Here is a 25,497-nt window from a genome sequence, read left to right as displayed (position 1 = left end):
TCGTATCATGGCAAAGAATGCGACGAATGCGCCGGCAGGATCCGGCCGGATCAGCCAGGTCATCGGCGCCGTGGTCGACGTGCAGTTCGACGGCCACCTGCCGCAGATCCTGAACGCGCTCGAGACCAGCAACAACGGCAACCGCATGGTTCTCGAGGTCGCCCAGCACCTCGGCGAGAACACCGTGCGCTGCATCGCCATGGACACCTCCGAGGGCCTGGTCCGCGGCCAGCCGGTGACGGACACCGGCCAGCCGATCGCCGTTCCGGTCGGTGACGAGACGCTCGGCCGCATCCTCAACGTCGTCGGCGAGCCGATCGACGAGGCCGGCCCGATGAAGACGACGATGACCCGCGCCATCCACCAGCCGGCTCCGACCTTCGCCGAGCAGTCGACGGAAGCGGAGATCCTCGTCACCGGCATCAAGGTCGTCGACCTCCTCGCCCCCTACGCCAAGGGCGGCAAGATCGGCCTGTTCGGCGGCGCCGGCGTCGGCAAGACCGTGCTCATCCAGGAGCTCATCAACAACGTCGCCAAGGCCCACGGCGGCTATTCGGTGTTCGCCGGCGTCGGCGAGCGCACCCGCGAGGGCAACGACCTCTATCACGAGTTCATCGAATCGGGCGTCAACAAGAAGGGCGGCGGCGAAGGCTCCAAGTGCGCCCTCGTGTTCGGCCAGATGAACGAGCCCCCCGGGGCGCGTGCCCGCGTCGCCCTCTCCGGCCTGACCATCGCCGAGCACTTCCGCGACCAGGGCCAGGACGTGCTGTTCTTCGTCGACAACATCTTCCGCTTCACCCAGGCGGGCTCCGAGGTGTCGGCGCTTCTCGGCCGCATCCCCTCGGCGGTGGGCTACCAGCCGACGCTGGCCACCGACATGGGCGCCCTTCAGGAGCGCATCACCACCACGCAGAAGGGCTCGATCACCTCGGTGCAGGCGATCTACGTGCCGGCGGACGACCTCACCGACCCGGCGCCGGCCACCTCCTTCGCCCACCTCGACGCGACGACCGTGCTCAACCGCTCGATCGCCGAGAAGGGCATCTATCCGGCCGTCGACCCGCTCGACTCGACCTCGCGCATGCTCGACCCCCGTGTCATCGGCGACGAGCACTACGCCGTGGCCCGCAAGGTCCAGCAGACCCTGCAGCGCTACAAGTCGCTGCAGGACATCATCGCCATTCTCGGCATGGACGAGCTGTCGGAAGAGGACAAGCTGACGGTGGCCCGCGCCCGCAAGGTCGAGCGCTTCCTGTCGCAGCCCTTCTTCGTCGCCGAGGTCTTCACCGGCGCCCCCGGCAAGTTCGTCGACCTGAAGGATACCGTGAAGGGCTTCAGCGACCTCGTCGATGGCAAGTATGACCACCTCCCGGAGGCCGCCTTCTACATGGTCGGCACCATCGAGGAAGCCGTCGACAAGGGCCGCAAGCTCGCTGCCGAAGCGGCCTGATCGGCCTCAGCCAGAAAGGATCGCACGACATGGCGACCTTCCATTTCGAACTGGTCTCGCCCGAGCGGCAGCTCTTTTCCGGAGCTGTCGAGCAGGTCATGGTGCCGGGCTCGGAGGGTGATTTCGGCATTCTCGCCGGTCACGCGCCCTTCGTCTCGACGCTGCGCCCGGGAATCCTGACCATCCATGCCGACGGCCAGCCGAAGCGCCTCTATGTGCGCGGCGGCTTCGCCGAGGTGTCTGCCGGCGGGCTCACCATCCTCGCCGAGCGCGCGACCGCGGTCGAGGATCTCGATCCCGGCCAGATCGACAAGGAGATCAGGAACGCGGAAGAGGACCTGGCCGACGCCCGGGACGACGCCGGCCGCTCCAAGGCCTCCGAGCGCCTCGACCAGCTCAAGGGCGTCAAGGCGGCGCTGACCACCGCCGGCTCGACGCACTGAGGCGCATCCGCTTCCCGATGATCAAAAGGCCGCCTCCGGGCGGCCTTTTTGCATTGTGGTCTCGCGGGAGGCTGTAGGCCGCGCCGGGCTCCGATTCTCCGGGCCATAAGGCGCAGAACCCGAACATGCCATATGACCTACCACGCAGCGCAACGCTGGTCAAGGAAAATAATCCGAGAATAGGACAGTATCAGCGATCCCGTCACCTAGCCCAGATCGCTCACCTTGATCCGCTTGACCCCCAGTGCCGCCATGTCGGCCCAGGCCTTGTCGAGCGAGCCGCCGAGATCGATGGCGCGGCAGGCCTCCTCCACCACGAAGGTCTGCAGGCCGTTCTTCGCCGCGTCCTGCGCCGTCCAGTTGACGCAGAAGTCGGTGGCGAGGCCCACCACCACGGCCCGGGTTACGCCGCGCTCCTTCAGGTAGCCGCCGAGCCCGGTCGCGGTCTTGCGATCGGCCTCCAGGAAGCCTGAATAGCTGTCGACCTCCTTGCGGTAGCCCTTGCGGACGATGGTCTGGGCATGGGGAATGTCGAGGCCCTCATGGAACTCGGCGCCGGCGGAATCCCAGGTGCAGTGGTCCGGCCACAGAACCTGCGGCCCATAGGGCATCTGCACCACCTCGAAGGGCTTCTTGCCGGGGTGGCTCGTGGCGAAGGAGGAGTGGCCCTCCGGGTGCCAGTCCTGGGTGAAGACGACGTTCTGGAAGCGCCGGCCGATAGCGTTGCACACGGCGACCACATCGTCGCCCCTCGGCACGGCGAGGCGTCCGCCCGGGCAGAAGTCGTTCTGAACGTCGACGACGATGAGGGCGGTCTGCGGGTCGATCACCGGCTTGTCCTGGGCCATTGCGCCGCGGGTCGCGGCGGCGGTGAGGAGGGTGGCGCCGGCGATGACGGCCCGGCGGTCGAGGGAGAAGCGGTCGTTCATGGCGGCCTCCGCAGCAGGGGGAGGCCCAAGGCTACGCCTCGCTGCGGATTGTGCGATGCGGAAAACCCCGTATCCGCGCGGTCACACCGGATGGGCGAAGGGCAGGAAGGTCTCCACCACCCGCTGGTAGACGCCGCGCTTGAACGGGATGATGAGCGAGGGCGTGGAGACAAGCGGCTCCCAGCGCCAGGCCTCGAACTCCGGCTTGTGGCCGCCACCGGGATGGGCGACGTCGATCTCGCTGTCGTCGCCGTCGAAGCGGAAGGCGAACCACTTCTGCGTCTGGCCGCGATACCGGCCCTTCCAGGCCTGGCCGGCGACCTCCTGCGGCAGGTCGTAGGCGAACCATTCGGGCGCCTCGGCCAGCAACGAGGCCGAGCGCACGTTGGTCTCCTCGAACAGCTCCCGCCGGGCGCTGAGGAGCGGCTGCTCGCCCTCGTCGATGCCTCCCTGCGGCATCTGCCAGGCATGGCCAGCATCGACATGCTCGGGGGCGGGGCCCTTGCGCTTGCCGACGAAGACGAGGCCCTGCCGGTTGAACAGGGCGACGCCGACGCAGGGGCGGTAGGGCAGGTCTTCGAAGCGCGTCATGGGTCTGGTCCGCGAATGGGGCATGCTAGCCTGCCGGAGGGCGACGGGCGACCCCGGCCGAAACCGGCACGAGGACGAAGCCGCGGCTCTCCAGGGTGCGGGCCCAGCGCGCCACCCGGTCGATCGTCACCGGCAGGGCGGAGCCGATGCCGAGGGCGAAGCCGCGCTCCCGGGCCCTCGCCTCGAGACGCGCCAGCTGCGCGTCGAGCTCCACCGGCGTCGGCACGCGGTCGAGGTGGACGTCGCCGCGCAGGTTCGGCTGCTGCAGGGCGGTGGCGATCTGCGGCACGAGGCTGCGGGCGCTGGTGCCGTCGTCGATCACCATCAGCCCGCGCTGGTGCGCCTCCCGCAGGATGGGCGTCGCCGCCGCCTCGGAGGCCATGAACTTGCCGCCCATGTAGTTGACGATGCCCGCATAGCCCTGGAAGCGGCCCATCGCCCAGTGAAGGTGCTCGGTGTTCTGGCGGCTGGAAAGCGTCGTCAGCAGGGTCTTCGGGCCGGGATCGTTCTCCGGATAGTCGAAGGGCTCCATCGGCACCTGCAGGAAGGCCTCGTGGCCCTCGGCGCGGGCCCTGGCCACGATCCGCTCCAGATCGCTGCCATAGGGGGCGAAGGCCAGCGAGATGGCGCCTGGCAGCTTGGCGAGGGCTTCGGCGGTGCCCTGCTGGCTGATGCCGAGGCCGCCGATGAGCACCGCGATGCGCGGCGCGGAGGGCGCCGATCCCGTCGGCACCCGGAAGGTGCGGGCATAGACGTCGCGCGGCTTGCTGCCGTCGGGGGCGACGCGCGGCAGCATGCCGTGGGGCGTGCGCTCGATCAGCCGCGGATCGAGCCCGGAAGCCTGCTCGGGCGGCGGGGTGGCGATGCGCACGGCCCGCGATGTGCCGGACATGCCGTCGATGATGTTGATGGTCGAGCCGCCTTCGCCGCCGGCCGGGGACGGCTGGGGGGCTGCGGGCGGTGGCGCCTGGACCACCGGCTCGGTGGTGCGCGGCGCCGGCATGGCGATGGCTGCGATGGCGCGGGGCTCGCCGCCAAGAGGATTGTGGATGAGGGCGACGGCGCCGGCGAGACCGACGATGAGCGTTCCGACCACGCCGGCAGCGATCGGCAGGAGCGGCAAGGCGGGGAACCGCCGCTTCCTGTCCTGCTGGGTTTCGACCCCGAGCGGGGCGTTGAGGTCGTCGGTCATGGCGCCTGCGCTGCCGCGGTTCGGATACCGCCCTCCTAGATCACGGGCGAACCCTTAATCCGCAGTTAACCAAACCGGTCCGAGCATCGGAGAACCGCGCAATTGTCGCGAATTTACCTCATCCGGCCGGCGTGCTAGGCACAAGCCCTTGGAGGTCTCGATGTCCGCGCAACCCAGCCTCGCCGACGATGCGGCCGGCACCGAAGCTGCGATGCTCGACATAGGGCGGCGGGCGAGGGCGGCGGCGCGTCGCCTGGCACTGGCCTCCACCGCCCAGAAGAACGCCGCGCTGACCGCGATGGCGCAGGCCATCCGGACCCGGTCCCGCGCTATCTGCGAGGCCAATGCCGAGGACATCGCCGAGGCCCGCCGCGAGGGCATGACCCCGGCCTTCATCGACCGCCTGGCGCTCGATCCCGCCCGCGTCGAGGCGATCGCCGCCGGCATCGAACTGGTGCGCGACCTCGACGACCCCGTCGGCAAGGTCATGGACGCCTGGGATCGCCCCAACGGCCTGCGCATCGAGCGGGTCCGCGTGCCACTCGGCGTCATCGGCGTCATCTACGAGAGCCGCCCCAACGTGACCGCCGATGCGGCCGCCCTGTGCCTCAAGTCGGGCAATGCGGCGATCCTGCGCGGCGGCTCGGACAGCTTCCGCTCGTCGCGGGCAATCCACCAGGCGATTTCCTCGGGACTCGATGCCGCCGGCCTGCCGTCCGCCGCGATCTCGCTGGTGCCGACCCGCGACCGCGCCGCCGTCGGCCTCATGCTGCAGGGCCTCGAGGGCGCCATCGACGTCATCATCCCGCGCGGCGGCAAGAGCCTCGTGGCGCGCGTCCAGGCGGAGGCGCGGGTGCCGGTCTTCGCGCATCTCGACGGCAACTGCCACGTCTATGTCCACGGCGCGGCGAGCCTCGCCATGGCGCGGGACATCGTGCTCAACGCCAAGATGCGGCGGACCAGCGTCTGCGGCGCGGCGGAGACGCTGCTGGTGGACGAGGCCTGCGCCGGCACGCATCTGCGGCCTCTCGTGGCGGCGCTGCTGGACGCCGGCTGCGAGGTGCGCGGCGACAGCCTCGCCCGCATCGTCGACCCGCGCGTCAGGCCGGTGAGCGAAGAGGACTGGAGCACCGAGTTCGGCGACGCGATCATCGCCGTGAAGGTGGTCAGCGGCCTCGGCGACGCCATCGCCCATGTCGAACGTTACGGCTCGCACCACACCGACGCCATCGTCACCAACGACCAGGCGGCGGCCGACCGCTTCATGGCCGAGGTCGACAGCGCCATCGTCCTGCACAATGCCTCGACCCAGTTCGCCGACGGCGGCGAGTTCGGCTTCGGCGCCGAGATCGGCATCGCCACCGGGCGGATGCATGCCCGCGGCCCCGTCGGCGTCGAGCAGCTCACCTCCTTCAAGTACCGCGTGCGCGGCACGGGGCAGACCCGTCCGTGAGGCCCTATGGCAGTCGCATCGCCTCGCGCCGACCGCGCGCCGGCGTCCGCCTCGTCATGCCGCCGCACGCGCCGGGCATGCGCATCGGCCTGTTCGGCGGCTCGTTCAATCCGCCGCACGATGCCCATCGGCTCGTCGCGCTGACGGCGCTGAAGCGGCTCGGCCTCGATGCTGTCTGGTGGCTCGTCAGCCCGGGCAATCCCCTGAAGACCGGCCGCGGCCTCGCGCCGCTGGATGAGCGCATCGCCGCGGCACGGCGGCTCGCCCGCCACCCGGCGATCCATGTCACCGGCGTCGAGGCGGCGCTCGGCACCCGCTACACCTTCGACACGATCGCCAAGCTCCGGGCGCGGTGCCGCGGCGTGCGCTTCGTCTGGATCATGGGCGCCGACAACCTCGCCCAGTTCCATCTCTGGCAGAACTGGCGGGGCATCGCGGCCATGGTGCCGCTGGCCGTGGTGGATCGCCCCGGCGCCAGCCTGAGGGCGGGCGCGGGCGTCGCGGCCCAGGCGCTCGCCCGCTACCGCATGGCCGAGAGCGACGGACGGCTGCTGGCAGGAGCCCATCCGCCCGCCTGGATTTTCCTGCACGGCCGGAAGTCGCCGCTGTCCTCGACGGCGCTGCGCGAGAAAATGCAAATTCACTCAAATTGAGTCGATTGGCTTAGCCGCGGTTCAAGACGGCCCGCCTAGTGTCCCCCCAACAGCAGCAGGGGCGGCGGAAAAGTCATGAACGGCCTGATCTCGAAGAAGGCGGAGCAGTTGCTCTCCAGCGTCGACGTGCTGATCGTCGACGACAACCAGTTCATGCGCAAGGTCGTGCGCAACATCCTGACCAATATCGGCATCAAGACCGTTCATGAGGCCGCCGACGGCCTCGCCGGTCTCGAGCACATCCGCGTCCATGCCCCGGACATCGTCATCCTCGACTGGGAGATGCCGATGCTGAACGGGGCGGAGATGCTGCGCATCGTCCGCAATCCCTCCTCCTTCCCGGTGCCGGACGTGCCGATCATCATGCTCACCTCGCATCTGGAGCGCTGGCGCGTGATGGAGGCGACGCGCCTCGGCGTGCACGAGTTCGTCGCCAAGCCGATCTCCGGCAAGGCGCTGCTTGAGCGCATCATCTCCATCATCGTCCGGCCGCGCCCCATGGTGCATCTCGACGGCTACTACGGCCCCGAGCCGCGCAAGCTGATGGTCGAGCCGCGGCTGCGCGCCCGCGCCCTGCAGGCGCCCGCCAACGTCGCCTGACGCCCGCTGGGGTGATCCGCGCTCGCGGGCCTTGCACGGCCCGGCGTTCCGCGCTTCCCTCCTCCTTCGAACCGTTCGAAGGAGCCTGCCGATGACCACCGCCCCGACCCCGCCGGCCCACCCCCAGGGCCTGTCGATGATCGAGAAGCGGCGCATCGAGGCGGAAATCCTCAAGCACGTCTATGACCAGCTGAAGGACAGTCACGGCATCGAGGTGGCGCGCTCGACCATCGGCGAGGCGGTGCGCCGCTCGGCGCTGGAACAGGCCTCCCGCTTCGCCGCCCAGTCGCCCAATGGCACCTCGCTGCAGGGCTTCATCGACATGCAGCCGCTGTGGACGGCCGAGGGCGCGCTGACCGTCGAGGAGGTCGGCCGCAGCGAGACCAGCTACGCCTTCAACGTCGTGCGCTGCCGCTATTCGGAAATGTACAAGGCCATGGGCCTCGGCGAGATCGGCGCGCTGCTCTCCTGCCAGCGCGACGGCACCTTCTGCGAGGGCTACGACCCGAAGCTGAAGCTGGAGCGCACCCAGACCATCATGCAGGGCGCCTCGCACTGCGATTTCCGCTTCACCTACGAGGACGACAAGCCCGCGGCTTGATCCTGCTGCCGCGGGCCGTCGCTTTTGCTGTGGCGCGGGCCTCTCCGCATGGGCGATAAGGGCCCATGGGTGCAGCGATTCACGCTCTGGAGCAGGACGATCGGCAGGCGGCGGTCCAGCCGCTGCGCGGCCGCGTCACCCGCATCGCCCTGTCGCGCTTCCGCAGCTACCGCTCCGTGACGGTGGAGCCGCAGGCGGGCCTCGTGGCGCTGGTCGGACCCAACGGCGCCGGCAAGACCAATGTGCTGGAGGCGCTGTCGTTCCTGACGCCCGGCCGCGGCCTCCGGCGCGCCACCCTGGCCGAAGCCGCCTTCGACCAGGGGGACGGCGGCTGGGCGGTGAGCGCCACCGTGGAGGGTCCCTATGAGGAGACGGTGCTCGGCACCGGCATCGACGGCGGCGACCCCGAGGTCCGCTCGCGGCAATGCCGGGTGGATCGCGTGCCGGTCGGTTCGGCGGCGGCCTTCGCCGACCACATCCGGGTCATCTGGCTGACGCCCGCTATGGACGGGCTCTTCCTCGGTTCGGCGGGCGAGCGCCGGCGCTTTCTCGATCGACTGGTGCTGGCCGTCGATATCGAGCACGCCACGCGGGTCAATGCGCTGGAACGCTCGCTGCGCTCGCGCAACCGGCTGCTCGAGGAGATGTCCCCCGATCCGACCTGGCTCGACGCTGTCGAGCACGAGACGGCCGAACTGGCGGTCGCCGTCGCGGCGGCGCGGGCCGAGACGGTGCGCCGGCTCGCCGGGCTGATCGAGGCGACGAAGGACCCGGCCTCGCCCTTTCCGTGGACCCAGCTTGCGCTCGACGGCGCCATCGAGGCGGCGGTGCTCGAAAGGCCTGCCGTCACGGTGGAAGACGACTACCGGGCCGTGCTGCGCGAGAACCGCCCCCGTGACCGGGCGGCCGGCCGCACCACCCACGGTCCGCATCTGACCGATCTCCTGGCCGTTCACGGTCCGACGGGCGCGCCGGCCGAACGCTGCTCCACCGGACAGCAGAAGGCGCTGCTGATCGGCCTCGTCCTCGCCCATGCGCGGCTCGTCGCCGGGATGGCCGGTTTCACGCCGATCGTGCTGCTGGACGAGGTGGCTGCCCATCTCGATCCGGAGCGCCGCGCCGCCCTTTACGATGCGCTGGAGATGCTGGGATCGCAGGTCTGGATGACCGGCGCCGATCCCCATGCCTTCGAGGCCCTCGGCCGGCGGGCCGACATCCTGCACGTCGCGCCGGGCTCCATCGTCCGGGGCTGAGGCGTCGCGGACCTGCTCCCCTCAACGAAAATGCCCGCCACCAGGGCGGGCATCGTCGCGTGTCCGTGCCGGACGGCTCAATGGGCGGCGGAGGCCTCTTCGCGGCGCTTGCGCAGGACGTAACCCGCCCCGAGCACGATCAGGGCGCCGACGACCGCCGATCCATAGTGGGCGAGGCCGATGGGCTTCAATCCGACCGGGTAGGTCTGGGTGACCTCGACCTGCGTCACGAGGCCCGTTCCCCAGGCCACCAACTGGCGCAGCACGACCGGGTCGCTCAGCAGCATCTCGCCGGCGATCCAGCCGAGGAGGGCAGCGCCCGCCCAGACGAAGATCGGGTAGCGCTCGATGATGCCGAGGATCAGCGTCGAGCCGAAGATGATCAGCGGGATGGTCAGCGCGAGGCCGAAGATGAAGAGCCAGACATTGCCGTGCGAGGCGGCGGCGATGGCGATGACGTTGTCGAGGCTCATCACCGCATCGGCGATGGCGACGGTGCGCACCGCTTTCCAGAGGCTGTCGCTCTGCTGGATGTTGCCGTGATCGCCACCTTCCTCGCCGACAATCAGCTTGATGGCGATCCAGAACAGCAGGATGCCGCCGACGAGCTTCAGGAAGGGAACGGCCAGCAGGTAGGTGATGGCGAGGGCGAAGATGATGCGCAGGCCGACGGCTGCGCCGGCGCCGAGCAGGATGCCCCACTTGCGCTGCTTCTCGGGCAGGCCGCGGCAGGCGAGGGCGATGACGACGGCGTTGTCGCCCGACAGCAGGAGGTCGATCCAGATGATCTGGAGGAGCCCGATCCAGAATTGACTTTCCATGCCGCATCCATCCCGTGAGACCGCCGGGGCGGCCGAGTGAAGGCGACATAATACGTAATACTGCCGATGTCAGCAGGGGGCCGGCGTTTTTCCACCTGACATCGTCAGATTGCGGCCTCGCTCCGCCCCCTGCGGATCAGGTAGGCAGTGGCGATGACGAAGGCCGCGCCGACGAATTCGGCCGGCAATTCGAAGCGGTGGACAGCATCGATGCCGATGGCGTTCCGGATGATCGGGTCGTTCAGCATCATGTCGCCGGCGAGCCATCCCAGCAGACCCGCCCCGGCCCAGATGAGGATGGGAAAGCGCTCCAGCATCTTCATGATCAGCGAGGCGCCGGCGACGATCAGCGGGATCGAGATGATCAGGCCGATGACCAGCATGGCCTTGCTGTCGCGCGCGACCGCGGCAATGGCCAGCACGTTGTCGAGGCTCATCACCGCATCGGCGATGGCGACCGTGCGCACGGCGTACCAGAGCTTGTCGGAGGCCTCGACGTGGTCTCCATCGCCGCCCTCATCGGTGACGAGCTTCACCGCGATCCAGAACAGCAGCAGGCCGCCGGCGAGGCGGAGGAAGGGCAGGTCGCGGAGGGTCGCCACGAAGAGCGTGAAGACGACGCGCAGCAGGATGGCGACGCCGGCGCCGAGGACCATGCCGATGAGGCGCTGCCGTTCAGGCAGCCCCCGGCACGCCAGGGCGATGACGACGGCGTTGTCCCCGGACAGGATGATGTTGATCCAGATGACCTGGAACAACCCGACCAGACTCAATGTCGACCAGTCCATCTTCGCCAGCTCCCCGCCAAACCGGCGGGAAACTAAGCGGAGAGGGCGTGGCGATACATACGCACTTGTTCCTAGACTCCGCACTTTCACGCAGGAGTCTGATAGTAAAAAATACCTATTCTAGTCGATACTACTTATGCAATTCAGGAAATGGCGTCGGCGATCGCCTTGCCGCAGGCCACCGTGTCGGCCGTGCCGCCGAGGTCGCGGGTGCGGTAGTCCGCCTGCGCCAGCACCTCCTCGATGGCGCGGACGATGGCCGCTGCAGCCTCCGGCTCGCCGAGATGGTCGAGCATCATCGCCGCCGACCAGATCTGGCCGACCGGATTGGCGATGCCCTTGCCGGCAATGTCCGGCGCCGAACCGTGGACCGGCTCGAACAGCGAGGGGAACTTGCGGTCCGGGTTGATGTTGCCCGACGGCGCGATGCCGATGGTGCCGGTGCAGGCGGGGCCGAGGTCGGAGAGGATGTCGCCGAACAGGTTGGAGGCGACGACGACGTCGAAGCGATCCGGGTTGAGCACGAAATGGGCGGTGAGGATGTCGATGTGGTACTGGTCCACCGCGATGTCCGGATAGGACGTCTTCATCTCGGCGACGCGCTCGTCCCAATAGGGCATCGAGATCGAGATGCCGTTGGACTTGGTGGCGCTGGTCAGCTTCCGGCGCGGCCGCTTCATGGCCAGTTCGAAGGCGTACTTCAGGATGCGGTCGACGCCGATGCGCGTCATCACCGTCTCCTGCAGCACGAACTCGCGCTCGGTGCCGTTGAACATGCGGCCGCCGACGGAGGAATACTCGCCCTCGGTGTTCTCGCGCACCACGAAGAAGTCGATGTCACCGGGCTTGCGGTTCGCCAGCGGCGAGGGCACGCCCGGCATCAGCTTCACCGGGCGCAGGTTGACGTACTGGTCGAACTCGCGGCGCATCAGCAGGAGCGAGCCCCAGAGCGAGACGTGGTCGGCGATCTTGTCGGGCATGCCGACGGCGCCGAAGAAGATGGCGTCCGAGCCGCCGATCTTCGTCTTCCAGTCCTCCGGCATCATGCGGCCGTGCTTCTCGTAGTAGTCCCAGGACGAGAAGTCGTGATGGTCGAGGTCGACGGAGAAGCGGTACTTGGCCGCCACGCGCTCAAGGACGCGCAGGCCCTCGGGCATGACTTCCTTGCCGATGCCGTCGCCGGGAATGACGGCGAGCTTGTAGGTGTTGGAACGGGCCATCGATCTCTCCCTGGGCGGTCGTTGCGAGAGCCATTAGCGGGCGCGGGGGCCAATCACAACAGCGCGGGGCGGCATGATCGCCATGCCGGACTTCGCGCCCGCTCAGACGAGGAACCGCTCCAGTTCCGCCGCCACCAGGTCGGGGTATTCCTCGGCGAGATAGTGCCCTCCCGGCAGCGCGTGGCCGCGGACGTCGGTAGCGCGCTGCCGCCACAGGGCGAGGGCGTCGAAACACCTCTCGATGACACCATTCTGCCCCCACAGCACGAGCAGCGGACATTCCAGCTTGCGGTCACCGTCCGCATCGTCATGGGCGATGTCGAGGGTGGCGGCGGCGCGGTAGTCCTCGCAACTCGCATGGATCGCCGCCGGATCGCGGAAGCAGCGCAGGTACTCGGCCAGCGCCTCCGCCGCGAAGACGGAGAGCCCGGCCGATCCCGAGCCGCATTTCTTCAGCCAGTAGGCGTCCGGGTCCGCTCCGATCATGCGCTCGGGGAAGGGGGCCGGCGTGATCAGGAAGAACCAGTGCCAGTAGAGCCGGGCGAAGAGATCGGTAGTGCCGCGATACATCTCCCGCGTCGGCGCGATGTCGAGTACGGCCAGTTTCCGGACCCTCGCGGCGTGATCGAGGGCGAGCCGATGGGCGACGCGGGCGCCGCGGTCATGCCCGGCGAGGAAGAACGTCTCGTGGCCGAGGGCGGTCATCACCTCGGCCATGTCCTGCGCCATGGCGCGCTTGGAATAGGGGGCGTGGTCGGCGGTGGTTTCCGGCTTGCCGCTGTCGCCATAGCCGCGCAGGTCGGCGGCGACGACGGTGAAGCGCTCGGCGAGGCGCGGCGCGACCTTGTGCCAGAGGACGTGGGTCTGCGGGTAGCCATGCAGGAGCAGGAGCGGCGGGCCGGAGCCGCCGGTGCGCAGACGGATCGTCGTGCCTGACGTCGTCACGTCGCGCATTTCGAAACCGGGAAAGAGATGGTCGGTGATGCTGCGCTCGATCATCCGCGTTTCCATGGGCCGACCACCTTGTCTGCTGCCGTCTTCACACTAGGTCCTTCTATCCAAGCTGGATGGAATTGGATATGCGAGGGGCCAAGAAGGCTCGTCGACAGGCCTCGAGCATCCGGTTTCGCTCCCAGGAGGACACGCATGAACAGACGCCATCTCATTGCCGCCATGGCGGCGGCCTCGGTCGCAGGTCTCGCCCCCGCTGCCGCGCAGACCTTCCCGTCCCGCCCCGTCACGATGATCATCCCCTTCGCGGCCGGCGGCCCGACCGACGTCGTCGGGCGCATCGTCGCCGAGGCCATGTCGCGCTCGCTCGGCCAGACCGTGGTGATCGAGAACGTCGCCGGCGCCGGCGGCACCACCGGATCGACCCGCCTCACCGGGGCCGCGCCCGACGGCCACACGATCATGATCGGCCACACCGGCACCCATGCCGCGTCCGTCGCGCTCTATCCGAACCTGCGCTACAACCCGATCAACGACTTCTCGCCGATCGGCCTCGTCAACACCAACGCCATCCTGATCACGGCGAAGAAGACGCTGCCGGCGAACACGCTCGCCGAGTTCGTCACCTGGCTGAAGGCCAACGAGCGGACCGCCAACAACGCCCATGCCGGCATCGGCTCGGTCAGCCACACGACCTGCCTCCTGCTGCACGCGACCCTCGGCGTGAAGCCGCAGTCCGTGCCCTATCGCGGCACCGGCCCCGCCATGAACGACCTCGTCGCCGGCCAGGTCGACTATCTCTGCGACCAGGTGGTGAACGTCGCCCCGCAGGTCCGCGCCGGCACGATCAAGGCCTTTGCCGTGGCCCAGGCGTCGCGCAACGGCGCCCTGCCGGACGTCCCGACGACGACCGAGGCCGGCCTGCCCGGCTACCAGGTGGTGGTGTGGAACGCCATGCTCGCGCCGAAGGGCACGCCCGAGCCGGTGATCGCCAAGCTGAACGAGGCCCTGCGCGCGGCGCTCGCCGATTCTGCCGTGAAGGCGCGCCTCGCCGAGCTTGGCGCCGACCTGCCGGCCGACAGCCTGACGACCCCGGCCGGCCTCAGGACGTTCATGGAGGCGGAGATCGCCAAGTGGACCCCGGTGATCCGCGCCGCCGGTGTCACCGCCGGCAACTGACGCGAAGCGCGCCGGGCGGCCCCTCCGGCCGTCCGGGAGCGTGTGACGAAAACCCTGTCCGGCCCTGCCTCTCGGCGAGAGAGGCGGGGCCGTTTCGCTTTCGGGGCTCCGGCGCTCCGCGCAAGGGACCTTCAGCGCGAACCGGGCATGCGGCCGTCGAAGCGGCGGGACCATTCGGTGAGAATGCGGTCGCGGTTCTGCGCCATCCAGGAGAAGTCGCTGCGCAGCATCCGTTCCTCGGCATGGGGCGGATAGTGTTCCGGCCGGTTCGTGACGTCGCGATGGGCGACGACCGCATAGAACTGGGCATAGAGCTCATTGGCGCGGCGGCTCGCCGCCCAGTCGGCGATGCGGCGCGCGGCCTCGGCCTGGTCCTTGGGGCGGTCGCGCACGAGGGCGAAGGCCTCCATCTCCCAGCCGGCGCCGTCCTCGGGCACGATCACGTCGATGGGAGCGCCCTGGCTCTTTTCGCGCGCGCCGCGCATGTCGAAGGACAGGCCGACCACGCGCTCGCCGCGCGCCGCCTGGACGCAGGGCGCGCTGCCCGAATGGGTGTAGAGCGCGACGTTCTCGTGCAGGCTTTCCATGAAGGTCCAGGCGGCTTCCTCGCCCATCATCTGGATCCAGCCGGCCACCATCAGGAAGCCCGTGCCGGACGAGGCGGGATGCGGCATGACGATGCGCTGGCGCAGCGAGGGATGCAGCAGGTCGCGCCACCGCGCCGGCTGCGGCGCACCGACCGCCCGCGCCATGTCATGGTTGAAGCAGATGGCCGCGACATAGGCATCCATGCCGGTCCAGCGATGGGATCCGCTGTCGTCGCGGAACGCCGGCTTGATCTCGTCAGCGCCCTTCGGCCGGTAGGGCTCCAGCATGTCGGTGCGCGCAAACAGCAGGAGGCTGGTTGCGGCGAGCCCGAAGATCATGTCGGCGCGCGGGCTGGCGCGCTCGGCGAGCACGCGGGCGGTGATGACGCCGGTCGAGTCGCGCACCCATTTCACCTCGATGTCGGGCAGGTCCTTTTCGATCGCCGCCTTGAAGGCCGCGAGCTGGTCGGTCTCGACGGAGGTGTAGAGCGTGACCGGGGTGCGGACCTGCGAGGCAGCCGAAGAGGCTCCCGCCGCGCACAGCGCGAGGATGAGGCAGAACCGCATCGCCGGCAGGATCCTCGTCATCGGCTTAAGCTCCCCGGCTGGTCTCCGTGGCACGCCCGGCACATCCCGTGCCATTCGCCGGTATTATTGCACGAGAACCGCACGGAAATCATTGACGTTGGTATGTGACGGTCCGGTGACGATCAGGCCGTCCGTCGCCGCGAAGAAACCGAATCCGTCGTGCCGGTCGAGAAAGGCGCGCGGCGACAGGCCCTGCGCCTCGGCCGCCGCCAGGACGGCAGGCGTGACAAGCGCGCCGGCGTTCTGCTCGATGCCGTCGATGCCGTCGGTGTCGAGTGCGATGGCGCTGATCCGGGCGCGCTGCCTGACCGGCAGGGACTGGATTGCGACGGCGAAGGCCAGCGCGAACTCGGAGTTGCGGCCCCCCCGCCCGATGGCCCGGTCCTTCGGCAGGGTTACCGTCGTCTCGCCGCCGGAGAGGATCAGAAGCGGCGGCGCGAAGGGAAGGCCATGCTCCAGCACCGAGCGGGCGAGGGCGGCATGGACCTGCGCGACGTCGCGCGCCTCGCCCTCGATGGTGTCGCCAAGCACGAGCGTCCTGAGACCTGCGGCTTCCGCAATGGCCGCCGCGGCCCTCAGACTCTCCACCGGCCGGGCGATGAGGCGCACGTCGATGCCGCATTTGAAGGCGGGATGATCCGGCTTGACGCTTTCGCAGGCATCGGTTGCGAGGTGCCGCATCACAGCGGCCGGCAGTTCCATGCGGTAGCGGGCGATGATGGCCAGCGCGTCTTGCCGTGTCGTCGGGTCGGGCACCGTCGGGCCGGAGGCGATCACCGCCGGATCGTCGCCGGGGACGTCGGAGATGGCGATGGTGACGAGCCTGGCCGGATGGGCGGCGGCGGCGAGGCGGCCGCCGGCGATGGCCGAGACATGCTTCCTGACGCAGTTCATCTGGGTGATGTCGGCGCCGGAGGCGAGCAGGGTGGCATTGACAGCCATCAGGTCGTCGAGCGTCAGGTCGCCGCCGGGAAGCGCCAGCAGGGCCGAGCCGCCGCCGGAGATCAGCGCCACGACGAGGTCCTTCTCCGCCAGCCCGTCGAGGCGGGCGAGGATGCGGCGCGTCGCCGCGAGGCCAGCTGCATCCGGCACCGGATGGGAGGCCTCCAGCACCTCGATCCGCGCGCAGGGCACGGCATGGCCGTAGCGCGTAACGACGGTGCCTTCGAGCGGCGCCGGCCAGAGCCTTTCGAAGGCCGATGCCATGCTGGCGGCGGCCTTGCCAGCGCCCACCACGATGGTGCGGCCCTCGGGGACCTGCGGCAGGTGTTCGGAGATGCGGTCGGGCAGGGCGGCCCTGATGGCCGCCTGGCCGAGGGAGAGCAGGAAGGCGCGCGGATCGGAAAGGTCGGTCATGGTGACTGATTAGCGGCTGGCGTGGCGCGCGTCATGGAGAAATGGCCCTGCGCAGCCATCCGGCCGGGCGCACCCCCGTTCCGCCGGATTGCCGCTTTGCGCCACCTCCCCTAAGACCCGTCCAGAGACCGGAGGCCGCCATGCTGTTCGAGTTCACCGAAGAGGAAGTCCTCATCCGCGATACGGCGCGAAGGATGGCGGCCGAGATCGTCGCGCCGCTGGCCCCCGCGCTCGACCGCGGCGAGGGGCGCGAGGCCTTCCTGAGAAACCTCAAGGCGCTGGCGGAGGCAGGCTTCATGGCCGTCAACGTGCGCGCCGAATTCGGCGGAACGGAAGCAGGGACCGTCGCTTTTGCGCAGGTCATCGAAGAACTCGGTTATGCCTGCGCCTCCACCGGCGTCACCGCCTCCGTCACCAACATGGTCGCCGAGGTCATCCAGGCCGTTGGATCGCCGGAGCAGCGGCAGGCCTACATCCCCCGTATCGCCGATGGGACCTATCCCGCCGCCGGCTTCTGCCTGACGGAATCGGGAGCGGGTTCGGACCCGGCCGGCATGAAGACCCGCGCCCGCCGCGACGGCGACGGTTTCGTGCTGGACGGCGAGAAGATCTACATCACCTCGGCGGAATATGCCGGGCTTTTCGTCGTCTGGGCGGTGACCGACCCTGAGGCGCCGAAGGGCAAGGGCATCTCCTGCTTCCTCGTCGAGGCGGGCACGCCGGGGCTTTCCATCGGCAAGGCGGAGAAGAAGCTCGGCCAGCACGGCTCGGCCACCAACACGGTGCATTTCGACGGCTGCCGCGTGCCGGCCTCGGCGCTGATGGGGCGGCTCAACGACGGCTTCCGCGTTGCGGTCGGTGAACTCGCCGGCGGGCGCATCGGCGTCGCCTCGCTCTCCCTCGGCATCGCCCGCGCCGCCATGGATGCGGCCAAGGCCTATGTCAGGGAGCGCCGGCAGTTCGGCCAGGCCATCGCCGACTTCCAGGGCATCCAGTGGATGGTCGCGGACCGCGAGACGGAACTGGAGGCCGCCCGCCTGCTCATCCTCTCGGCGGCGGCGAAGAAGGACCGCGGCGAGCCCTTCGGCCGCGAAGCCTCCATGGCCAAGCTGTTCGCGTCCGAGGCCGCAGGGCGCGCCACCGACACCGCCCTGCAACTTCACGGCGGCGCCGGCTACTGCGCCGACTATCCCGTCGAGCGGCATCTGCGCGACGCGCGGATCACCCGCATCTACGAGGGCACGAGCGAGGTGCAGCGGCTGATCATCGCGCGCGAGACCTTCCGGCAGTAGCCGCCCCGCGCCGGCATGCGAGGATTGCGTGGATAGCGCCCCTGGCCGCGGGACGCGCCGCGCCGGCCGGCCTACTGTCCCCCGCGAGAATCTTCTCCTCTTTCGGAGCGCATCCATGAAGGTCACCATCTACGGCATCGCCAAGTCGCGCGCGATCCGCAACCTCTGGGCCTGCGAGGAGCTTGGCCTCGCCTACTCCCACGTGCCGGTGGTCTATGGCCCCGAGGGCTCGCGCAAGCCCGACTTCCTCGCCATCAACCCCAACGGCCGCGTGCCGGCCGCCGACATCGACGGCGTGGTGATGTGGGAATCGCTCGCCATCAACCTGCATCTCGCCAAGAAGGCGGGCGGGTCGCTGGCGCCGGAATCGCTGGACGAGGACGGCCTCATGACCATGTGGTCCATGTGGGCGCTGACCGAGGTCGAGGGTGCCGCGCTCGCCGTGCTGATGAACCAGACCGTGAAGCCCGAGGCCGAGCGCGACGCCGCCGTGCTGGCGAAGAGCATCGAGACGCTGAAGGCGCCTCTCGCCGTGCTGGAGGGACACCTCGCCAGCCATGGCGGCTATCTCGTCGGCAACCGCTTCACCATCGCCGACCTCAACGTCTCCGCCTGCGTCTATTACCTGCGCTATTCCTCGCTCCTCGACGACAAGCCGGCGGTGAAGGCCTGGTACCAGGCCGCCACCTCCCGCCCGGCGGCGAAGAAGGCCTTCGCGCTGCGCGGCGACTGACGGGTTGCGTTTCGAACCGGATGCCGGGCGCCGCGATGCCCGGCATCAGGGACGTGCGTCCTTCGAGGCTCGCCCCCAGACGATGCTGACGCATCGCCGGCGGCTCGCGCCTCAGGATGAGGGTGGTGGTGTCTGGCATCGGCGTCGAAACTTGCCCGGCGCGACCGCTTCATCAACCCATGTGCCAATCACTTCCCACCTCATCCTGAGGTGCGAGCGACAGCGAGCCTCGAAGGACGCAGTTGCCCGATGCAGGTCTGCATCCATCGCGGCCGGGATGACGGTGACCGGTTGAGCCGGCTCAGCTCGCTGGCGCGATCTTGTCCTGCGTCTTGGTGTCGAAGTCCGAGGCGTCGTGCCGCTCGTGAAGCTGGCTCGACGGCTCGCCCTGCACGCGGTTGACCATGCGGCCGCGCTTCGCCGCAGGACGCGCAGCGATCTGGTCGGTCCAGCGCTGGACATTCTTGTAATCCTGCACCGACAGGAACTCGCCGGCCTCATAGGCCAGGCCCTTGGCGAGATTGCCGTACCAGGGCCAGATCGCCATGTCGGCGATGGTGTAGTCGGGGCCGGCGATATACTCGCTCTCGGCGAGGCGGCGGTCGAGCACGTCCATCTGGCGCTTCACCTCCATGGCGTAGCGGTCGATGGCATATTCGATCTTCATCGGCGCATAGGCGTAGAAGTGTCCGAAGCCGCCGCCGAGGAAGGGCGCCGAGCCCATCTGCCAGAACAGCCAGGACAGGGTTTCCGCCCGCGCGGCCGGCTCCGTCGGCAGGAAGGCGCCGAATTTCTCGGCGAGATAGACGAGGATCGCCCCGGATTCGAAGACGCGGATTGGCTTCGGCCCGCTGCGGTCGACGAGCGCCGGGATCTTGGAATTGGGGTTCACTTCGACGAAGCCGGAGGAGAACTGCTCGCCCTCCGAGATGCGGATGAGCCAGGCGTCATACTCCGCGCCGGCATGGCCGAGGGCGAGAAGCTCCTCCAGCATCACCGTCACCTTCACGCCGTTGGGAGTGCCCAGCGAATAGAGCTGCAGCGGGTGGCGGCCGACAGGCAGTTCCTTCTCGTGGGTGGGACCGGCGATGGGGCGGTTGATGTTGGCGAAGCGCCCGCCGCTGGCCTTGTTCCAGGTCCAGACCTTCGGCGGCGTGTAGTCGGGGGGCGTGGTCATGAGGCGGGTTCCGGGGTGGGGAGCGAGGCGATCAGCAGATCATATAGGAGCCCTGTGACAAAGCGCGACGGGGCACGGTCGCCGCCGCTTGGCTGTGTCATGAGCCAGATACGACCTGCTGACGGTATTGACGGACTTGCATTCTCTCTGAACAACGATTGAATTCAGAGTCGTCATCTTTGAGAAGAGAGTGAGTCGTGCAGATTTTTCTAGGCTATACGCGTGAAGATATTGCGCACGCTCGGGAAGTCGCTGAGTGCTTGCGCAACGCAGGGCATAAGGTTTGGCGAGATGGCGATTTTCTTGTTGGCGGAGACGACTGGGATCATGAGCGCCTGGAGGGGCAGCGCAGAGCGGATTTCATTATTCATCTGATATCACCAATAATCAAGAATCGCCGAAGCGTTGCAATGAGGGAAATCAAAACATCACTTAGATTGATAGAAGATGAGCCATTTGGTAGCAATCTCGCAATGTTCATGCGGGTGCAAGATTTTCCTGTACCAATTCAATTAACATCTTGGCATTACGTCGATAAATTTCAAGAGAGATGGCAATCTGACCTTCTTCGCGCGGTCGAGAAGAGGGCTTCTCAAATCGCGGGCCGCGTCATTTCAACTACCAACCGAGTTGAGGCCGAGGCGCCAAGCACCAGTTCTGACGTTCGGCAGATTGATATTGAAGAGTCAGACGGCAGGGACGGATATGATTCTCTGGCTCGTTATTTTAAATATACAGGAGAAACACCGTTTTTGAGGCTCGTCAACAACAGTATTGCATCTCGAACACTATGGGAACATGTTGGATGGAGATCGGAGGCGGATTTTCTTCTGGAAGATTTATTTTCAGAGGGTCGAGATATAGGTTTATGGAGGGAAACTATTGCAACTGAATTCTTCAGAAGTGAAGAATTTTTGTCAGTTCGTATTTATCATCATTATTACAGTGGCGGAGTGCATCCGAATCATGATGTCGATTCGTTGAATTTTTTCGGTGACATCGGGGGCGGTGTTAATATTCGGCAGCTTTTAAATTACGATCAAGGAAATGCGGAAAAACTGGCAGCACGCTGCTTTGATATTATTGCAGCAAATGAGGGCACGGCTGAAGACGGCACGACTTTTGCGCTCACCACCAGGGACGAAATGGCTGCTAACGCTTGGATCGGATTGTCGAGGTTCACCTTTGATCGCCGAGGTTTGACATTCACTTTTCCACCCTACGAAGTTCTTGCGTATGCATCGGGTATGCCCGAGGCCTTCATTCCTTGGGACGATCTCGAAGACGTCATTAATGACAGATATCGAAAGATCATCGAAAAATTTCGTTCCTAATGCTAGCGGCCAACCCGCACAAATGTGACTGACACCTCCGCCACCCCCTCCCGCATTTCCGGCGCTTCCTCCCCGCCGCGCCTGCCGCTAAGGTCCGGGCCGAACGAGGCCGCGCGCTGAACGCGGCCGGAACCGACCCGAGGACCTTGACTTCATGCGCGCTGACACCGTGACTCGCACCGGCGGCCAGATTCTCGTCGACCAGCTCGTGGCGCAGGGCTGCGATCACGTCTTCTGCGTGCCGGGCGAGAGCTATCTCGCCGTGCTCGACGCGCTGCACGACGCGAAGTCCGCCGTCACCATCTGCCGGCAGGAGGGTGGCGCCGCCATGATGGCGGAGGCCTATGGCAAGCTCACGGGACGCCCCGGGATCTGCATGGTCACCCGCGGCCCCGGCGCCACCAATGCCTCGCCCGGCCTGCACATCGCCCAGCAGGATTCCTCGCCGATGATCCTCTTCGTCGGCCAGATCGAGCGCGGCATGCGTGGTCGCGACGCCTTCCAGGAGGTGGACTACACCCAGCTCTTCGGCGGCATGTGCAAGTGGGTCGCCGAGATCGACGATTGCGCCCGCATCCCGGAGATGGTCGCCCGCGCCTATGCCACCGCCATGCAGGGCCGCCCGGGCCCGGTCGTGCTGGTGCTGCCCGAGGACATGCTGACCGAGAGCGCCGACGTGCCGGATGCGCCCTATGTCGAGGCGGCCGAGACCTGGCCGGGCCTCACCGACATGGCGAAGCTGCAGAAGCTGCTCTGGGCCGCGAAGCAGCCGGTGTTGATCCTCGGCGGCTCGCGCTGGTCGGAGAAGGCGGTCGCCTCGGTGACGCGTTTCGCCGAGCGCTTCGACCTGCCGGTCATCTGCCAGTTCCGCCGGCAGATGCTGTTCGACCACACCCATCCGAACTATGCCGGCGACCTCGGCCTCGGCGGCAATCCGGACATGCTGAAGCTCATCAGGCAAGCCGACCTCGTCATCGCCCTCGGCGGCCGGCTCTCCGAGATCGCCTCGCAGAGCTACACGCTGCTCGACATTCCGCAGCCGCAGATGACCTTCGTCCACGTCCATCCGGGCGCTGAGGAGATCGGCCGCGTCTATCAGGCCCATCTCGCCATCCAGGCAAGCCCGACCGCCTTCTGCGCGTCGCTCGAGGGCCTGCAGCCGCCGCAGTCCATCGCCTGGGCCGGCCGCGCCGCCGCCGCCCACGAGAGTTATCTCGGCTGGACCGGCAATCCGGCGCGCCTGCCGGGCGAGTTCCAGTACGGCGAGGTCATGGCCTGGCTGCGCGACAGGCTTCCCGACGATGCGATCATCTGCAACGGCGCCGGCAACTACGCCACCTGGGTGCATCGCTTCCTGCGTTTCCGGAAGTATGGCTCGCAGCTCGCCCCGACCTCCGGCTCCATGGGCTATGGCACGCCGGCGGCGGTGGGCGCCAAGCGCATGTATCCGGAGAAGACGGTGGTCGCCTTCGCCGGCGACGGCTGCTTCATGATGAACGGGCAGGAGTTCGCTACCGCCTGCCAGTATGACCTCCCCATCATCGTCGTGGTCGTCGACAACGGCATGTACGGCACCATCCGCATGCATCAGGAGCGCGACTATCCGACCCGCGTTTCGGCGACGACGCTGAAGAACCCGGACTTCGCGGCGCTGGCGCGCGCCTATGGCGGCCACGGCGAGACGGTGCGCACGACGGCCGAGTTCGCCCCCGCCTTCGAGCGGGCCATGGCGTCCGGCAAACCGGCGATCATCCACTGCTTCCTCGACCAGCAGGCCATCACCCCGACGACGACGATCGATGCGATCCGCGCCAAGGCGCTGGCCGGGAAGGCCTGAGCCATGACGCAGCTCTCCACCGTCGAGATTCTCGGCAAGCTCATTTCCTTCGACACGACCAGCCGCAACTCCAACCTGCCGCTCATCGACTGGGTCGAGGCGTATCTCGCCGGCTTCGGGATCACCGGCGAGCGCGTCTATGACGAGACGGGCCAGAAGGCGAATCTGTGGGTCACCATCGGCCCGAAGGACGTCGCCGGCTACGTTCTCTCCGGCCATGTCGACGTGGTGCCGGTGGACGGGCAGGACTGGTCGACCGACCCCTTCGCGCTGGTCGAGAAGGACGGGCGTTATTTCGGCCGCGGCACCTGCGACATGAAGGGCTTCGTCGCCTCGTCGCTGGCGGCTGTGCCGGAGATGCTGGCGGCGCCGCTGAAGAAGCCCATCCACCTCGCCATCTCCTATGACGAGGAGGTCGGCTGCCGCGGCGTGCGCACCCTGCTCGCCGTGCTGAAGGAGCGGCCCTTGAAGCCCGAGGCCTGTTTCGTCGGCGAGCCCACCAACATGCAGGTGGTGATCGCCCACAAGACCGGCCGGCCGATGCGCGTCACCGTGCGCGGCCACGAGGCCCATTCCTCGCTGCGCCCCTATGGCGTCAGCGCCATCGAGGAGGCGGCGAAGCTGATCGTGAAGATCAACGAGATCGGCCAGCGGCTGGCGAGGCGCACCGACCTCGACCCGCTCTACTCGGTGCCGTTCTCGACGACCTCGGTCGGCGTCATCCGCGGCGGCACCGTGCGCAACATCGTCGCCGGCGAGTGTGTGGTCGATTTCGACCTGCGCTGCGTGGCGGGCGACGACCCCCACGCGATCGTCGCCGAGATCGAGGCCTATGCGCGTGACGTGCTGGAGCCGCCGATGAAGGCGATCGCCCCCGAGGCGGGCTTCACCTTCGTCGAACTGGCGCTGGTGCCGGGGCTGGACACGGCGGCGGACGCTCCGGTGACCGTGCTCGCCAAGCGTCTCGCCGGCCGCAACGACCACGCCAAGGTCGCCTATGGCACGGAAGCCGGCCTGTTCCAGGAAATCGGCATCCCGACGGCCATCGTCGGACCCGGCTCCATCGAGCAGGCCCACAAGCCGGACGAATATGTCGAGGCGGTCGAACTCACCAAGGCCGACGCCTTCATGGGCCGGCTGATCCAGCACGCTTCCGCAGGCTGATTGATCTTCATCAAAGCGCGCCGTTCCCGACTTCAGCAATGTGAGCCCAACACCTATCGGGCTCCATCCATTCGGGGGAACGGTGGCGCCTGAGAAACCGGGCGGTCGCAGCGATGCGGCCGCCCGGCGCTTTTCGGGGTGCGCAGATGCCCTTTTTCCTGTTCTCCGACGCCATTCTGGGGTAGAGACCCGTCCCGCCCTTCCGGCGGCGAGCGGAAGCTGATGAAGTTCCTCGATCAGGCCAAGGTCTATGTGAAGGCGGGTGCCGGCGGTGCCGGTTCCGTGTCGTTCCATCGCGCCAAGTTCATCGAGTTCGGCGGCCCGGACGGCGGCGACGGCGGCCGCGGCGGCGACGTGGTCGTCGAATGCGTCGACGGGCTGAACACGCTCATCGACTATCGCTACCAGCAGCACTTCAAGGCCAAGACCGGCATGCACGGCATGGGGCGCGACCGGGCGGGCGCGCGTGGCGCCGACGTCGTGCTGAAGGTGCCCGCCGGCACGCAGATCTTCGAGGAGGACGGCGAGACGCTGATCGCCGACATCACGACGGTCGGCCAGCGCTTCGTGCTGCTGCAAGGCGGCAATGGCGGCTTCGGCAACGCCCATTTCAAGAGCGCGACCAACCAGGCGCCGCGCTACGCCAATCCCGGCCAGCCGGCCAAGGAAGCCACCATCATCCTCCGGCTGAAGCTGATCGCCGACGCCGGGCTCATCGGCATGCCCAATGCCGGCAAGTCGACCTTCCTCGCGGCGACCACCGCCGCCAAGCCGAAGATCGCCGACTATCCCTTCACGACGCTGCATCCCGGCCTCGGCGTGGTGCGCGCCCGCGGCCGCGAATTCGTCCTCGCCGACATTCCCGGCCTGATCGAAGGGGCCCATGACGGCGTCGGCCTCGGTGATCGCTTCCTTGGCCATGTCGAGCGCTGCCGGGTGCTGTTGCATCTGGTCGACGGCACCGGCGAGCACGCCGGCAAGGCCTACAAGCTGGTCCGCAAGGAGATCGAGGCCTATGGCCATGGCCTCGGCGACAAGCCGGAGATCGTGGCGCTGGCCAAGGTCGACGCGCTCGACCCGGAAACCCGCAAGGAGCAGATGGCGCGGCTGAAGCGCGCGGCGAAGAAGACCCCGCTCGCGCTCTCCGCCGCCTCCGGCGAGGGCGTCGAGCAGGCGCTCGTCGCGCTTCTCGCGGTGATCGACGAATCGCGCGCGATGGATCCCAAGCCGGTCTCCGAGACCAGGGACGCCGAGCCGGTGGAGACCGGCTGGCGGCCCTGACATCGCCGGCCGCCCATACGCGGC

At 67.9% G+C, this 25,497-nt stretch carries 23 protein-coding genes and 1 pseudogene; 14 read left to right on the top strand and 10 right to left on the bottom strand.

All coding sequences use genetic code 11. The features are described 5' to 3' along the window. Positions 1–43: 43 nt before the first annotated feature. Positions 44–1,450: pseudogene (gene atpD / locus ACJ4V0_RS12585) on the top strand (F0F1 ATP synthase subunit beta); the annotation flags it as partial. Positions 1,451–1,479: 29 nt separating this feature from the next. Beyond that, positions 1,480–1,893, top strand: a complete 414-nt coding sequence (locus tag ACJ4V0_RS12580; protein WP_448299919.1) for a F0F1 ATP synthase subunit epsilon — start codon at positions 1,480–1,482, stop codon at positions 1,891–1,893. Positions 1,894–2,099: 206 nt separating this feature from the next. Here ACJ4V0_RS12580 and pncA read toward each other — a convergent pair whose 3' ends face one another. The 3 genes from pncA to ACJ4V0_RS12565 all read right to left on the bottom strand — a co-directional run bounded on the left by pncA (position 2,100) and on the right by ACJ4V0_RS12565 (position 4,605). Continuing rightward, positions 2,100–2,822, bottom strand: a complete 723-nt coding sequence (gene pncA, locus ACJ4V0_RS12575; protein WP_448299918.1) for a bifunctional nicotinamidase/pyrazinamidase — start codon at positions 2,820–2,822, stop codon at positions 2,100–2,102. Positions 2,823–2,903: 81 nt separating this feature from the next. After that, positions 2,904–3,413, bottom strand: coding sequence for an RNA pyrophosphohydrolase (locus tag ACJ4V0_RS12570; protein WP_448299917.1), 510 nt, complete (start codon positions 3,411–3,413; stop codon positions 2,904–2,906). A gap of 25 nt (positions 3,414–3,438) precedes the next feature. After that, positions 3,439–4,605, bottom strand: coding sequence for a divergent polysaccharide deacetylase family protein (locus ACJ4V0_RS12565; protein ID WP_448299916.1), 1,167 nt, complete (start codon positions 4,603–4,605; stop codon positions 3,439–3,441). A gap of 160 nt (positions 4,606–4,765) precedes the next feature. On the opposite strand from ACJ4V0_RS12565, the gene ACJ4V0_RS12560 reads away from it, so the two are divergent. From ACJ4V0_RS12560 to recF, 5 genes are all read left to right on the top strand, one after another. Continuing rightward, positions 4,766–6,058, top strand: a complete 1,293-nt coding sequence (locus ACJ4V0_RS12560) for a glutamate-5-semialdehyde dehydrogenase (protein ID WP_448299915.1) — start codon at positions 4,766–4,768, stop codon at positions 6,056–6,058. A 56-nt stretch (positions 6,059–6,114) separates the two neighbouring features. Next, a complete protein-coding gene (locus ACJ4V0_RS12555; protein ID WP_448300031.1) occupies positions 6,115–6,711 on the top strand; it encodes a nicotinate-nucleotide adenylyltransferase in 597 nt (198 codons plus the stop codon). A 75-nt stretch (positions 6,712–6,786) separates the two neighbouring features. Then, positions 6,787–7,311 (top strand): response regulator, encoded by a 525-nt coding sequence (locus ACJ4V0_RS12550; RefSeq protein WP_448299914.1) that lies wholly within the window; start codon positions 6,787–6,789, stop codon positions 7,309–7,311. A 91-nt stretch (positions 7,312–7,402) separates the two neighbouring features. Continuing rightward, positions 7,403–7,912, top strand: coding sequence for an L-2-amino-thiazoline-4-carboxylic acid hydrolase (locus ACJ4V0_RS12545; RefSeq protein ID WP_448299913.1), 510 nt, complete (start codon positions 7,403–7,405; stop codon positions 7,910–7,912). Between the two features lie 65 nt (positions 7,913–7,977). After that, entirely contained in the window at positions 7,978–9,165 is a 1,188-nt protein-coding gene (gene recF, locus ACJ4V0_RS12540; protein WP_448299912.1) for a DNA replication/repair protein RecF, read from the top strand. 77 nt (positions 9,166–9,242) lie between these two features. Here recF and ACJ4V0_RS12535 read toward each other — a convergent pair whose 3' ends face one another. From ACJ4V0_RS12535 to ACJ4V0_RS12520, 4 genes are all read right to left on the bottom strand, one after another. Beyond that, entirely contained in the window at positions 9,243–9,986 is a 744-nt protein-coding gene (locus ACJ4V0_RS12535) for a TerC family protein (RefSeq protein WP_448299911.1), read from the bottom strand. Between the two features lie 104 nt (positions 9,987–10,090). Continuing rightward, on the bottom strand, positions 10,091–10,774 hold the full coding sequence (locus tag ACJ4V0_RS12530) for a TerC family protein (protein ID WP_448299910.1): 684 nt from the start codon (positions 10,772–10,774) through the stop codon (positions 10,091–10,093). A gap of 143 nt (positions 10,775–10,917) precedes the next feature. Then, entirely contained in the window at positions 10,918–11,994 is a 1,077-nt protein-coding gene (locus ACJ4V0_RS12525) for a tartrate dehydrogenase (RefSeq protein WP_448299909.1), read from the bottom strand. Between the two features lie 102 nt (positions 11,995–12,096). Then, positions 12,097–12,993, bottom strand: a complete 897-nt coding sequence (locus ACJ4V0_RS12520) for an alpha/beta fold hydrolase (protein WP_448299908.1) — start codon at positions 12,991–12,993, stop codon at positions 12,097–12,099. 147 nt (positions 12,994–13,140) lie between these two features. Here ACJ4V0_RS12520 and ACJ4V0_RS12515 point away from each other — a divergent pair, with 147 nt between their 5' ends. Beyond that, on the top strand, positions 13,141–14,124 hold the full coding sequence (locus ACJ4V0_RS12515) for a tripartite tricarboxylate transporter substrate-binding protein (protein ID WP_448299907.1): 984 nt from the start codon (positions 13,141–13,143) through the stop codon (positions 14,122–14,124). 131 nt (positions 14,125–14,255) lie between these two features. On the opposite strand, the gene ACJ4V0_RS12510 is transcribed toward ACJ4V0_RS12515, so the two are convergent. After that, positions 14,256–15,299 (bottom strand): putative 2-aminoethylphosphonate ABC transporter substrate-binding protein, encoded by a 1,044-nt coding sequence (locus ACJ4V0_RS12510; protein WP_448299906.1) that lies wholly within the window; start codon positions 15,297–15,299, stop codon positions 14,256–14,258. 63 nt (positions 15,300–15,362) lie between these two features. Further along, positions 15,363–16,655 carry a glycerate kinase type-2 family protein gene (locus tag ACJ4V0_RS12505; protein WP_448299905.1) on the bottom strand — a complete coding sequence of 431 codons (1,293 nt, stop codon included), beginning with the start codon at positions 16,653–16,655 and terminating at the stop codon, positions 15,363–15,365. Positions 16,656–16,795: 140 nt separating this feature from the next. Between ACJ4V0_RS12505 and ACJ4V0_RS12500 the strand changes: the two genes are divergently transcribed. Beyond that, the gene (locus ACJ4V0_RS12500) at positions 16,796–17,947 is read left to right on the top strand and encodes an acyl-CoA dehydrogenase family protein (protein WP_448299904.1); all 1,152 of its coding nucleotides are present in this window, start codon (positions 16,796–16,798) and stop codon (positions 17,945–17,947) included. A gap of 115 nt (positions 17,948–18,062) precedes the next feature. Beyond that, positions 18,063–18,680, top strand: coding sequence for a glutathione S-transferase family protein (locus tag ACJ4V0_RS12495; RefSeq protein ID WP_448299903.1), 618 nt, complete (start codon positions 18,063–18,065; stop codon positions 18,678–18,680). Between the two features lie 301 nt (positions 18,681–18,981). On the opposite strand, the gene yghU is transcribed toward ACJ4V0_RS12495, so the two are convergent. Further along, a complete protein-coding gene (gene yghU, locus ACJ4V0_RS12490; protein WP_448299902.1) occupies positions 18,982–19,857 on the bottom strand; it encodes a glutathione-dependent disulfide-bond oxidoreductase in 876 nt (291 codons plus the stop codon). A gap of 197 nt (positions 19,858–20,054) precedes the next feature. Between yghU and ACJ4V0_RS12485 the strand changes: the two genes are divergently transcribed. The 4 genes from ACJ4V0_RS12485 to obgE all read left to right on the top strand — a co-directional run bounded on the left by ACJ4V0_RS12485 (position 20,055) and on the right by obgE (position 25,473). Further along, complete coding sequence (locus tag ACJ4V0_RS12485) at positions 20,055–21,191, top strand: TIR domain-containing protein (protein ID WP_448299901.1); 1,137 nt, start codon at positions 20,055–20,057, stop codon at positions 21,189–21,191. Between the two features lie 154 nt (positions 21,192–21,345). Beyond that, on the top strand, positions 21,346–23,028 hold the full coding sequence (locus tag ACJ4V0_RS12480) for a thiamine pyrophosphate-binding protein (protein ID WP_448299900.1): 1,683 nt from the start codon (positions 21,346–21,348) through the stop codon (positions 23,026–23,028). A 3-nt stretch (positions 23,029–23,031) separates the two neighbouring features. Then, a complete protein-coding gene (gene argE / locus ACJ4V0_RS12475; protein ID WP_448299899.1) occupies positions 23,032–24,192 on the top strand; it encodes an acetylornithine deacetylase in 1,161 nt (386 codons plus the stop codon). Positions 24,193–24,414: 222 nt separating this feature from the next. Continuing rightward, complete coding sequence (gene obgE / locus ACJ4V0_RS12470) at positions 24,415–25,473, top strand: GTPase ObgE (protein ID WP_448299898.1); 1,059 nt, start codon at positions 24,415–24,417, stop codon at positions 25,471–25,473. Positions 25,474–25,497 lie beyond the last annotated feature (24 nt).

The sequence above is a fragment of the Phreatobacter aquiterrae genome (assembly GCF_053471285.1).
The sequence above is the reverse complement of the archived record's forward strand: the minus strand, read 5'-3'. Positions and strand labels throughout refer to the sequence as shown.